Genomic DNA, 11429 nt, shown 5'->3' with positions numbered 1-11429 from the left:
TCTACCTCAGTTTCAGGGTGGCAAGGCCGACCAGTACCAGAATCACGGTGATGATCCAGAAACGGACGATCACGCGTGGCTCGGGCCAGCCCTTGAGTTCAAAGTGGTGGTGAATCGGCGCCATGCGGAATACGCGGCGCCCGGTCAATTTGAAGGAAGCCACCTGGATGACCACCGACAGGGTTTCCATCACGAACACACCGCCCATGATGAACAACACGATTTCCTGGCGAACGATTACCGCGATGGTGCCCAAGGCTGCGCCCAGCGCCAGTGCGCCGACGTCGCCCATGAAGACTTGTGCCGGGTAGGTGTTGAACCACAGGAACCCCAGGCCGGCACCGATCAGCGCGCCGCAGAACACAATCAGCTCACCTGCGCCCGGCACATACGGGATCAGCAGGTACTCGGCGAATTTCACGTTACCCGACAGGTAGCAGAAAATGCCGAGCGCGCCGCCGACCATCACCGTCGGCATGATCGCCAGGCCGTCGAGGCCGTCGGTCAGGTTCACCGCGTTGCTGGAGCCGACGATCACGAAGTAGGTCAGCACCACGAAACCGATGCCCAGTGGAATGCTGGCGTCCTTGAGCATCGGAATGATCAAGGTGGTTTCAACCGCGCTTGGCGCAGTGGTGTACAGGAAAATCGCGGCGGCAAGGCCGAATACCGACTGCCAGAAATACTTCCAGCGGCTTGGCAGCCCCTTGGAGTTTTTCTCGATCACTTTGCGGTAGTCATCGACCCAGCCGATGGCGCCGAACAACAGGGTCACCAGCAGCACCACCCACACGTAGCGGTTATGCAGGTCGGCCCACAACAAAGTGCTGACGCCAATGGACGACAGGATCAGCGCGCCGCCCATGGTCGGGGTGCCGGATTTGGACAGGTGCGACTGCGGGCCGTCATTACGAACCGATTGACCAATTTGCAGGTTCTGCAGGGTGCGGATCATCCACGGCCCCAGGAACAGCGACAGAGACAGCGCGGTCAGCACACCCAGAATCCCGCGCAGGGTCAGGTACTGAAAGACCGCGAAGCCTTTGTGGAACTGTTGCAGATACTCAGCCAGCAGCAGCAGCATTAATGTTTCTCCGTACTTGAGCCACACAAGGCCGCGACGACGTTTTCCATCACCGCGCTGCGCGATCCCTTGATCAAAATGGTTGTGTGTTTGTCGTGTTCTGCCGCCACCAGTGCCTGGATCAGCTCGGCCTGGGTAGCGAAATGCCGCGCGCCGAGGCCGAAGGCGTCGACGGCGTGAGCCATGTTCGGGCCGACGGCGTAGAACGCGTCGACTTTGCCGGTGGCGTACGCGCCGACTTCACGATGGGACTGTTCGGCCCAGTCGCCCAGCTCGGCGATATCGCCCAGTACCAGCACCTTGCGACCGTCGAAGCTTTTCAGCAGGTCGATGGCGGCGCAGATCGAGGACTGGTTGGCGTTGTAGGTGTCATCAATCACGCGCATGCCGTTGCTCGCGAGTTGCGCGACCGTGCGGCCCTTGACCGGCTGCACCGCGCCCAACCCGGTGGCGATACCAAACAGCGACACGCCCAGCGCATGCGCGGCTGCCGCAGCGGCCAAGGCGTTGGCGACGTTGTGGTTGCCCAGCAGATTCAGTTGTACGTGCTCGCTACCTTGCGGGGTGTGCAAGGTGAAGGACGGACAGCCACGCGCGTCGACGCGAATATCGGAAGCATGGAAATCGGCGGCTGCATTCAACACGGCAAACGTCAGCACTTTGCGACCGGCGGCGCGTACACGCCAGGTCTCGAAGGCCTTGTCATCGAGGTTCAATACTGCAGTGCCCGAGGCGTCGAGGCCTTCAAGGATTTCACCCTTGGCTTCGACGATTTTCTCGGGGCCGCCGAACTCGCCAACGTGGGCGGTGCCGGCATTGTTGATGATGGCAACGTGGGGCTTGGTCAGCGCCACGGTGTAGGCGATTTCGCCGACGCGCGAAGCACCCAGTTCGATCACCGCCGCCGTGTGTTCCGGGGCCAGTTCGAGCAGGGTCAGCGGTGCGCCGAAATCATTGTTCAGGTTGCCACGGGTGGCGAGCACCGGCCCGCGCGTGCGCAGGACGCCGGCGAGCAATTCCTTGACCGTGGTTTTGCCGCTGGAGCCGGTGATGGCTGCAACGGGCTTGTCAAACGCGGCGCGGTTCAGCGCACCCAACTGGCCCAGGGCCAGGCGGGTGTCGGCAACCAACAGTTGCGGCAAGGTGGAATCCGCCACTTCGCGCTGCACCAGGGCACCCACGGCACCTTTGGCGGCGACGTCATTCAGGTAGTCGTGGCCGTCGAAGCGCGGGCCTGCCAGTGCAACAAACAATTGCCCAGGCTGGATGTTGCGGCTGTCGATACTGACGCCGTCGAAGCTGCAATCACTCGACACTACGCGGGCCGACAGGGCTTGGGTCAGTTCGCTGAATTTCATCGCTTTAAGCATGCGCGACCTCCCAGGCGGTCAAGGCGTGATCGGCCTCGACCAGATCGGAGAAGGCATGGCGTTCGCCGTTGATTTCCTGGTAGTCCTCGTGACCTTTGCCGGCCAGCACCACCACATCGTCAGCGCTGGCGCTGGCGATCAGTTGGGCAATGGCGGCGCCACGACCGGCGACGAAGGTCGCCTTGGACGCGTCTTTGAAGCCGACACGGATGTCATCGAAAATCTGGCTCGGGTCTTCGCTGCGCGGGTTGTCGTCGGTGACGAGTACGCCATCAGCCAGGCGCTCGACGATCTCGGCCATCAACGGGCGCTTGCCGCGATCACGATCGCCGCCGCAGCCGAACAGGCAGAGCAACTTGCCCTTGGCGTGTGGGCGCAAGGCTTCGAGGACTTTTTCCAGGGCGTCCGGGGTGTGGGCGTAATCGACCACCACCAGCGGCTGCGAGCCGCCGCCCAAACGCTGCATGCGACCGGCCGGGCCTTCCAGTTTGGGCAGTACACGCAGGATTTCATCCAGGGCGTAATCCAGGCCGAGTAAGGCACCGATGGCCGCCAGCACGTTGCTCAGGTTGAAGCGCCCCAGCAAGGTGCTGCGCAAGTGGTGCTCGCCCTGCGGCGTGACCAGCGTGGCGCGCACGCCTTCGTCATTAAAGTGGGCGTCGCGGCAATACAGGTACGCGCTGGAGTCTTCCAGGCTGTAGCTGATCAGGCGCGCTTCACTGTCTTCGGCAGCCAGTTGGCGACCAAACGCGTCATCGAGGTTTACCACCCGGCACTTCAAGTCATTCCAGGCGAACAGCTTGGCCTTGGCGGCAGCGTATGCCTCCATGGTGCCGTGGTAATCGAGGTGATCGCGCGACAGGTTGGTCATCACCGCCACGTCAAAGGCCAGCGCCGTCACGCGGCCTTGGTCCAGGCCGTGGGAGGACACTTCCATGGCAACCGCCTTGGCACCGGCCTTTTTCAGGTCGGCCAGGGTCGCTTGCACGGCAATCGGGTTTGGTGTGGTGTGCAGGCCGCTTTGCAGCGCGCCATAAAAACCGGTGCCCAGGGTGCCGACAATGCCGCAGTGTTGGCCGAGCAGGTCAAGCGCCTGCGCCACAAGCTGGGTCACGCTGGTCTTGCCGTTGGTGCCGGTCACGCCAACCAGGTTGAGCTGACGGCTCGGGTCACCGTAAAAACGCCCGGCGATATCCGACAGTTGCGCAGCCAGGCCTTTGACCGGAATCAACGGCACGTCGGTGATCGGCAGCACGGTGGCGCCTTCGACTTCATACGCCACGGCCGCAGCACCGCGCTGCAGGGCATCGGCGATATGCGCGCGACCATCGAACTTGCCGCCAGGCACGGCCAGGAACAGGTCACCGGCGCGTACATTTCGGCTGTCCAGGCTCAACTCGCGAATCAGCAGATCGCGTCCGGCGTGGGCAAAAATCTTGTTCAAGCTAAGAGACATCAGCCGCGCCCTCCATTGGCTTTGGCAGCAGCGGCCGGCGGGCCGGCGTTCGCTTGTTGGGTGGGCGGCAGGTTGTCCGGCGTGATGTTCATCAGGCGCAGGGTGCCGGACATCACTTTGCTGAACACCGGCGCCGACACGAGGCCACCGAAATAGCCGGCCTTGCTCGGCTCATCAATCACCACAACGATGGCGTAGCGCGGGTCGCTCATCGGGCCGAAGCCGGCGAACAGCGAACGATACGAGTTCTCGGCGTAGCCCTTGGTACCCACCGACGTTTTACGTGCAGTACCCGACTTGCCGGCCACGTGATACGCCGGCACCTGGGCGCGGAATACACCGCGCGGCGCTTCGATCACTTGTTGCAGCATGCCTTGCATGGTCTTGGCGACGTTTTCCGGAATGACCTGGGTGGCTTTCGGCGCTTCGTCGACGTGGATCAGGCTCAGTGGAACCATCCGGCCATTATTGGCCAATACAGAGAAAGCATGGGCCAACTGGATCGCCGTCACCGACAGGCCGTAGCCGTAGGAAAGCGTGGCAGTCTCGGCTTTTTTCCAGTCGCGGTAGTTCGGCAGGTTACCCACGCGCTCGCCTGGGAAATCCAGACCGGTGGGTTGGCCCAAGCCGATTTTTTGCGCCAGGTGGTAGATGGTTTCGCCGCCGATATCGAAGGCGACTTTACTCATGCCCACGTTACTGGAGTTGATCAGGATGCCTGTCAAATCCAGCACTGGGCCTTCGGTGCGGGACACGTCTCGAATGGTGTATTTGCCCAACTGCAGGGTGCCTGGGTAAACCTCGACTTTGTCGCTGGGTTTCCAGCGCCCGGTTTCCAGGGCGGCACTCATGGAGATGGCTTTCATGGTCGAACCCGGCTCGAACACGTCGATCATCGCGCGGTTACGCATCATCGCCGGTTGCAGGTTGCGACGGTTGTTCGGGTTGTAGGTCGGCTGGTTGACCATGGCGAGAATCTCGCCGGTCTTCACGTCCATGATCACCAGGCTACCGGCCTTGGCGCCGTTCTCGATGATTGCGTTACGCAGCTCGCGGTTGGCCAGGTATTGCAGACGCAGGTCAATCGACAACGCCAAGGGCTTACCGGCCTTGGCGTTTTTGGTGACCTGGACGTCTTTGATCAGTCTGCCGCGCCGATCCTTGATGACCTGCCGTTTGCCGGGGACCCCGGCCAGCCATTCATCGTAGGCGAGTTCCACGCCTTCGCGGCCGTGGTCATCAATGTCGGTAAAGCCCACCATGTGCGCGGTGGTTTCACCGGCCGGGTAGAAACGACGAAATTCCTCGATGCCGTAGACACCGGGGACTTTAAGGTCGAGCACTTGCTGGCCCTGTTCAGGGGTAAGCCCGCGAACAAGGTAGATAAATTCTTTATTGGCTTGGGCTTCCAGGCGCTCGGACAAGGCTTTCGGGTCCTGGCCCAGGGCCGCGGCCAGTTCTGGCCATTTGTCCTTGGCAACCTGCAATTCCTTGGCGTTGGCCCACAAGGTGGTCACCGGTGTACTGACAGCCAGGGGCTCGCCGTTACGGTCGGTAATCAGGCCGCGGTGCGCAGGAATCGGAATGTGACGCAGGCTACGGGCATCGCCCTGGCCGATCAGGAAGTCACGGTCGACCACTTGCAGGTCGATGATGCGCCAGGCAATCGCGCCCACCATCAATGCCAGCAAGCCGAGCATCAGACGGAAGCGCCATGGGTAGAGTGCGCCTTCGAGTTTCATCATGGCGCCACCATGCGAACTTCGGCCGCGCCCGGAATGTGCATTTTCAGTTGCTCGGTCGCCAGCACTTCGATGCGGCTATGGGCGGTCCAGGTGCTTTGCTCGAGGATCAACCGGCCCCACTCCGCCTGCGCTTTATCACGCACACTCAATTCCCCGTACAGGGTATTGAGCAGTTGGCGGTTGTAGTGGGCGCTGTAGGACACCGCAATCGCGGAAATCAATACGCCGACAAACAGCAGCAACATAAAGAAGCTGCCGCCCGGGAGGGGCTTGGCGAAAAGCTTGCTCACCGCAGCTTCTCCGCAACGCGCATGACGGCGCTACGGGAACGTGGGTTGGCCTTGAGTTCGGCTTCGGAAGCGAACTGCGCTTTGCCATGGATTTTGATTTTCGGCACAAAGGCTTCGAAACGTACCGGCAGGTTGCGCGGCAGGTTATCGGACTCGCCCTTGACCAGACGACGCATGAACAGTTTGACGATGCGGTCTTCCAGGGAGTGGAAGCTGATCACCACCAGGCGACCACCCACTTCCAAGGCTTCCAGCGCGGCTTCGAGGCCGGCTTCCAGATCGCCCAATTCGTTGTTGACGTGAATACGCAGGCCCTGGAACGCGCGGGTCGCCGGGTTCTTGCCCTTTTCCCAGGCAGGGTTGGCGACTTTCAGCACTTCGGCCAGGTCGGCAGTGCGCTCGAACGGCTGGATTTCGCGACGCTCGACCACGGCGCGGGCCATGCGACCGGCGAAGCGTTCTTCACCGTATTCCTTGAACACGCGGGCGATTTCTTCAACCGGAGCAGTGGCAATGAACTGGGCCGCACTGACGCCACGGGTCGGGTCCATGCGCATGTCGAGCGGGCCGTCGTTCATGAAGCTGAAGCCGCGCTCCGGGTCGTCAAGCTGCGGCGAAGACACGCCCAGATCGAGCAAAACCCCGGCCACTTTGCCTGCCATGCCACGCTCGGCGACTTCGGCACCGAGTTCGGCAAAGCTGCGCTGCACAACGACAAAGCGGCCGTCTTCGGCCGCTAGCGCTTGCCCGGTGGCAATCGCTTGAGGGTCTTTGTCGAACCCGAGGAGTTTGCCGTCGGACCCGAGCTGGCTGAGTATCAGCCGACTGTGCCCGCCCCTGCCGAAGGTGCCATCCAAATAGCAGCCATCCGCGCGTACGGCGAGAGCCTCAACGGCTTCGTCAAGCAGTACGGTGATGTGGTTAAAGCCGCTATCAATAGTCACAGGATCAAATCACGCAGTTCATCAGGCATGGCGCCCGGTTGTTGAATAGCAGCCAGGTCTGCTGCAGAAACAGCATCCCAAGCATCTTCGTCCCACAATTGGAACTTGTTCAGTTGGCCGACCAGCATTGCGCGCTTGTCCAGCTTGGCGTACTCGCGCAAACGTGGAGGCACCAGGAAACGACCGCTGCCATCGAGTTCGAGGTCGACGGCGTTACCAATCAGCAAACGCTGCAGGCGGCGGTTTTCTTCACGCAATGAAGGCAGAGCGCGCAACTTGGTTTCAATCAACTCCCACTCGTCGAGGGGGTAAACACATAAACAAGGGTCAACGGCGTCAATCGTGATGATTAACTGCCCGGAGCTTCGCGAAATGAGCTCGTCACGATACCGGCTCGGCATGGCGAGACGGCCTTTTGCATCGAGACTGATAGCGTTAGCTCCGCGAAACACAGATGCGTTTCTCCAAATTTTAGCGTTTTACGTTCAAAAAACCCACTTTGTGCCACTTTCCGCCACTTGCGCACACTATAGGAATGCGCCCACCACACCGTCAAGGCGCGGATTCAAGGAAAAGCCTTACAGAACGGAGATTTAGGAGCGCAAAAGGAGGAGAAAGGCGAGTTCGGCGAGGATTTTGACTCAACAATCGCAAATAGCTCATAGAGCTATAGCTCAAAGTTAAAGTAATTTATTAAGAGTAAGATTTTTTTGGTATTACGAAGACGCATCTGCCAATGATTCGGCAGGGAGGGATTCTTGCGTTACTACCGGTTTTCTGCCCGAGATTCAGACAGAAGAAAAAAAGGTGGAGAGTCGATCTGTAAGCCGGGTTCTGTCTTGAACAGTCATTCGTCTACGATGGCCATCACTGGACATCTTTAGCAACCTACCCGGTCCCAGCGCGGGCCACGCCTTGGGACCCTATTTGGTCTTGCTCCAAGTGGGGTTTACCTAGCCACGAACTGTTGCCAGTCGTGCGGTGCGCTCTTACCGCACCTTTTCACCCTTACCGGCACCGAAGTGCTTGGGCGGTTATTTTCTGTGGCACTTTCCGTAGGCTCACGCCTCCCAGGCATTACCTGGCACTTCGCCCTATGGAGCCCGGACTTTCCTCCCCCCCCTAATTTTCATAGAGGGCAGCGACTGTCCAATCGACTCTCCGCCGCGCAGGTTAACGGCACGGCGGCCTCAGGACAAGTATTAAAAGTACAGCAATGCCATCACGTTCAGACGGAATACAGGTTTAACCCCGGAACTATTCGGCTTTCTGTTTATCCAGCGCAACCTGATACAGAACATTCTTACGCACGCCGGTAATTTCAGCCGCCAGTGCCGCGGCGCGCTTGAGGGGCATTTCCTTGAGCAGCAAATCCAGAATGCGCATGGCCTCACTGCCCACCGCATTTTCTTCTTCCGGCGCCGTCCAACCCGCCACCAGCACCACGCACTCACCGCGCTGTTGATTGCTGTCGCCTTCTACAAATGCGCGCAGCGCTTCCAACGGCAAGCCCTTGAGGGTTTCGAAGGTCTTGGTCAGCTCGCGCGCCAGCAACGCTAGGCGTTCGCCGCCGAACACCAGCTCCATATCCTGCAGGCATTCCAGGATGCGGTGCGGGGCTTCATAGAAGATCAACGTGCGCGGTTCTTCCTTTAGTGCCTGCAGACGCGCACGGCGCCCAACCGTCTTGGCCGGCAGGAAGCCCTCGAAGATAAAACGATCCGACGGCAACCCGGCGGCAGATAATGCTGCAATCAGCGCGCACGCCCCCGGAACAGGCACTACATTGATACCAGCGGCACGCGCCTGACGAACCAGGTGGTAGCCAGGATCGGAAATCAGCGGCGTACCGGCATCGGAGATCAGCGCCACATCGTCACCGGCCAACAGGCGCGTGATAAAACGGCTGCCTTCTTCGCGCTCGTTATGCTCGTGGCACGCGGCGAGTGGCGTGCTGATACCAAAATGCTGCATCAACCGCTGGGAGTGTCGCGTGTCTTCCGCCGCGATCAGTTTTACCTCGCGCAACACTTTCAGGGCTCGAGCACTGATGTCGTCCAGGTTGCCAATGGGCGTCGCCACGACAAAAAGCGAGCCTGCAGTGGAATTCAAAGGACCTGGAGCAGTCAAAACGCACACCTCGATGGTAGGGAAAAGTCGCATTGTAGCGCGTAGGCGCCTCGATAATATGCCCGCAAGTTCGGCCGTCGATGCTCGTTTGCAACAATTGCACGACCTAAATCAACGGTTTCACGCCAGTAACATCGCGCCTGGGCCAGTGCTTGGGTACAATTCCACGCTAATTTGATCGGTATCAGGAACACTTACATGATCGCTTGCCTGCGGCTGCTCTCCGCCCTCTGCCTCGCTGCCTTGCTGGCCGCTTGTGCCAGCTCGCCCTCGTCCAGCCTTGGCGACCTCCCCCGGACCCCGGATGCCAGTATCGAGCAATTGCTCGAACAGGCGACTTCCGCCAGTACGCCAGAAAAGGCCGCGATGTTGCGCCTGAGTGCGGCTGACCTGGCCTATCGCCAGAACAACCCTGGTCGTTCGGCGCAGATTCTTGCGCAGGTGCCCCTGGATGTCCTGAAGCCGGCTGCGCAAGTATTTGCCAGCACCCTGTCGGCCGAACTGGCCATGGCACGCAATCAGCCAAAAGCGGCGTTGGCGGCCCTGAACCACCCTAGCCTGCAAAGCCTGAAGGACCTGCCGACCGAACAGCAGGTGCGCACCGGCACCGTGCATGCCCGCGCTTATGAAGCTGATGGCCAGACCCTGGCCGCCGCGCGCGAGCGAGTCGCCATGGCCCCGCTGCTGACGGGCGATGCTGCCGCCAGCAACCACGAAGCCATCTGGGCGCTGATTGTCGCACTGCCGGCCGAACAGCTGCAAGCCAGCGGCAACCCGACACTCGACGGCTGGATCAGCCTGGCCAAAGCGGTCAAAGGCGCCGGCACCCTGGAGCAACAACAGGCCGCCATCGATACCTGGCGCGCACAGAATCCAGGCCACCCAGCGGCAGTCAACCTGCCAACCCCGCTGACCAAACTCAAGGAACTGGCCAGCCAGCCCCTGAACAAGATCGCCCTGCTGTTGCCGCAGGAAGGTCCTTTGGCGGGAGTCGGCAAGGCACTGCGCGAAGGCTTCATGGCCGCTCACTACCAGGCTGAACAAGCCGGGCAGAAGCCGCCGGTCATCGAGTTCTATGACAGCTCGCGCCTGTCCTCCCTCGACGACTTCTACGCCAAGGCCCAGGCCGCCGGCGTGCAACTGGTGGTCGGCCCGCTGGAAAAACCGCTGGTCAAACAACTTGCTTCTCGCCCGCAACTGCCCATCACCACGCTGGCGCTGAACTACAGCGAACTGAATGAAAACCCGCCGCAGTTGTTCCAGTTTGGCCTGGCCGCTGAAGACGAAGCCCGCGAAGTCTCGCGCCGCGCCCGTGCCGACGGCCTGCACCGCGCCGCCGCCATGGTGCCGCGTGGCGAATGGGGCGAGCGTGTCTACAAAGCCTTCCGTCAGGATTGGGAAGCCAACGGCGGCACCGTCGTCGGCGTCGAGTACGTTGACCAGCCGGTCGCCCTCGCCCAGCAAATTGCCGACCTGTTCCAACTGCGTAAAAGCGAAGGCCGTGCCAAGAGCCTGCAAAACACAGTGGGCACCGACGTCGCGGCACAACCGTCGCGCCGCCAGGACATCGAGTTCATCTTCCTGGCTGTGACGCCGCAATTGGCCCAGCAGATCAAGCCGACCCTGAACTTCCAGTACGCCGGCGATGTGCCTGTGTATGCAACGTCCCACGTGTTCAGCGCCAGCGGCGACAAGAACCAGTACCTGGACATGACCAACGTCATGTTCTGTGAAACGCCTTGGCTGCTCAACACCACCGACCCGCTGCGCAACCAGGTTGCCGCGCAATGGCCACAGGCCAATGGCAGCCTCGGCCGCCTGTACGCGATGGGCGCCGACGCCTACCGCCTGGCACCGCGCCTGGGTCAACTGAAGGCGCTGCCGGACACACGCGTAGACGGCCTCTCCGGCAGCCTGGGCATCGGTGGCTTCCAACGTGTTGACCGCCAGATGCCATGGGCGAAGTTCGTCGGCGGCGACATCCAGCGCCTGCCGGACACCCCGCGCTGATGCCCGAGCGGTCCAGCGCGCAAAGCGGCAAGGATGCCGAACTTCAAGCGCTCAACTATCTGCAACAACAGGGTCTGCGCCTTCTGGCGCAGAACTGGTTGTGTAAACGCGGTGAGCTTGATCTGGTCATGCTTGACGGCGATACAGTAGTATTCGTCGAAGTCCGCTACAGAAAACACGCACAATGGGGTGGCGCGCTCGCCAGTATCGACGGGCGCAAGCGTCAGAAGCTGATACTCGCCGCGCAGTTTTTCCTGCAAAAAGAGCATCGCTGGGCTGATTCCCCCTGCCGTTTCGATGTGGTTGCCATAGAAAGCACACCGTCTGGCCTCGCTGATCTGAACTGGCTGAAAGATGCCTTCGACAGCTGATTCAACGGACACCTTCACCACACACTTTT

The 11429-nt window shown here is 60.9% G+C and carries 10 protein-coding genes and 1 other RNA gene; 2 read left to right on the top strand and 9 right to left on the bottom strand.

Annotated features, from left to right (window positions below; translation table 11 throughout):
* Position 1: 1 nt before the first annotated feature.
* The 9 genes from mraY to rsmI all read right to left on the bottom strand — a co-directional run bounded on the left by mraY (position 2) and on the right by rsmI (position 9052).
* Positions 2-1084, bottom strand: coding sequence for a phospho-N-acetylmuramoyl-pentapeptide-transferase (gene mraY / locus PspR76_RS05545; RefSeq protein WP_159954304.1), 1083 nt, complete (start codon positions 1082-1084; stop codon positions 2-4).
* Positions 1084-2454, bottom strand: coding sequence for a UDP-N-acetylmuramoyl-tripeptide--D-alanyl-D-alanine ligase (locus PspR76_RS05540; RefSeq protein WP_159954303.1), 1371 nt, complete (start codon positions 2452-2454; stop codon positions 1084-1086). The genes mraY and PspR76_RS05540 overlap by 1 nt, the downstream gene beginning before the upstream one ends.
* Positions 2447-3910 (bottom strand): UDP-N-acetylmuramoyl-L-alanyl-D-glutamate--2,6-diaminopimelate ligase, encoded by a 1464-nt coding sequence (locus PspR76_RS05535; protein WP_159954302.1) that lies wholly within the window; start codon positions 3908-3910, stop codon positions 2447-2449. Before PspR76_RS05535 ends, PspR76_RS05540 begins: the two co-directional genes overlap by 8 nt.
* Positions 3910-5652, bottom strand: a complete 1743-nt coding sequence (locus tag PspR76_RS05530) for a peptidoglycan D,D-transpeptidase FtsI family protein (protein ID WP_164487968.1) — start codon at positions 5650-5652, stop codon at positions 3910-3912. The genes PspR76_RS05535 and PspR76_RS05530 overlap by 1 nt, the downstream gene beginning before the upstream one ends.
* Positions 5652-5945, bottom strand: coding sequence for a cell division protein FtsL (gene ftsL, locus PspR76_RS05525; RefSeq protein ID WP_010213047.1), 294 nt, complete (start codon positions 5943-5945; stop codon positions 5652-5654). Before ftsL ends, PspR76_RS05530 begins: the two co-directional genes overlap by 1 nt.
* The gene (gene rsmH, locus PspR76_RS05520; RefSeq protein WP_012722289.1) at positions 5942-6889 is read right to left on the bottom strand and encodes a 16S rRNA (cytosine(1402)-N(4))-methyltransferase RsmH; all 948 of its coding nucleotides are present in this window, start codon (positions 6887-6889) and stop codon (positions 5942-5944) included. The genes ftsL and rsmH overlap by 4 nt, the downstream gene beginning before the upstream one ends.
* The gene (gene mraZ, locus PspR76_RS05515) at positions 6886-7341 is read right to left on the bottom strand and encodes a division/cell wall cluster transcriptional repressor MraZ (protein ID WP_003171868.1); all 456 of its coding nucleotides are present in this window, start codon (positions 7339-7341) and stop codon (positions 6886-6888) included. Before mraZ ends, rsmH begins: the two co-directional genes overlap by 4 nt.
* 355 nt (positions 7342-7696) lie before the next feature.
* An RNA gene (gene rnpB, locus PspR76_RS05510) (RNase P RNA component class A) lies at positions 7697-8050 on the bottom strand.
* 96 nt (positions 8051-8146) lie between these two features.
* Positions 8147-9052 (bottom strand): 16S rRNA (cytidine(1402)-2'-O)-methyltransferase, encoded by a 906-nt coding sequence (gene rsmI, locus PspR76_RS05505; RefSeq protein ID WP_162530289.1) that lies wholly within the window; start codon positions 9050-9052, stop codon positions 8147-8149.
* A gap of 165 nt (positions 9053-9217) precedes the next feature.
* Between rsmI and PspR76_RS05500 the strand changes: the two genes are divergently transcribed.
* Together PspR76_RS05500 and PspR76_RS05495 are read left to right on the top strand one after the other, a co-directional pair.
* On the top strand, positions 9218-11029 hold the full coding sequence (locus tag PspR76_RS05500) for a penicillin-binding protein activator (RefSeq protein ID WP_159954300.1): 1812 nt from the start codon (positions 9218-9220) through the stop codon (positions 11027-11029).
* Positions 11029-11400: a YraN family protein gene (locus tag PspR76_RS05495; protein WP_159954299.1), complete on the top strand. Its 372-nt coding sequence runs from the start codon at positions 11029-11031 to the stop codon at positions 11398-11400. Before PspR76_RS05500 ends, PspR76_RS05495 begins: the two co-directional genes overlap by 1 nt.
* Positions 11401-11429 lie beyond the last annotated feature (29 nt).

The sequence above is a fragment of the Pseudomonas sp. R76 genome (assembly GCF_009834565.1).
Lineage (GTDB): Bacteria > Pseudomonadota > Gammaproteobacteria > Pseudomonadales > Pseudomonadaceae > Aquipseudomonas.
The sequence above is the reverse complement of the archived record's forward strand: the minus strand, read 5'-3'. Positions and strand labels throughout refer to the sequence as shown.

Bases quoted from the DNA above. Each gene is read 5' to 3' on its own strand.
- mraY (WP_159954304.1), bottom strand. From the start codon at position 1,084: ATGCTGCTGCTGCTGGCTGAGTATCTGCAACAGTTCCACAAAGGCTTC.
- PspR76_RS05540 (WP_159954303.1), bottom strand. From the start codon at position 2,454: ATGCTTAAAGCGATGAAATTCAGCGAACTGACCCAAGCCCTGTCGGCC.
- PspR76_RS05535 (WP_159954302.1), bottom strand. From the start codon at position 3,910: ATGTCTCTTAGCTTGAACAAGATTTTTGCCCACGCCGGACGCGATCTG.
- PspR76_RS05530 (WP_164487968.1), bottom strand. From the start codon at position 5,652: ATGAAACTCGAAGGCGCACTCTACCCATGGCGCTTCCGTCTGATGCTC.
- rsmI (WP_162530289.1), bottom strand. From the start codon at position 9,052: ATGCGACTTTTCCCTACCATCGAGGTGTGCGTTTTGACTGCTCCAGGT.
- PspR76_RS05500 (WP_159954300.1), top strand. From the start codon at position 9,218: ATGATCGCTTGCCTGCGGCTGCTCTCCGCCCTCTGCCTCGCTGCCTTG.
- PspR76_RS05495 (WP_159954299.1), top strand. From the start codon at position 11,029: ATGCCCGAGCGGTCCAGCGCGCAAAGCGGCAAGGATGCCGAACTTCAA.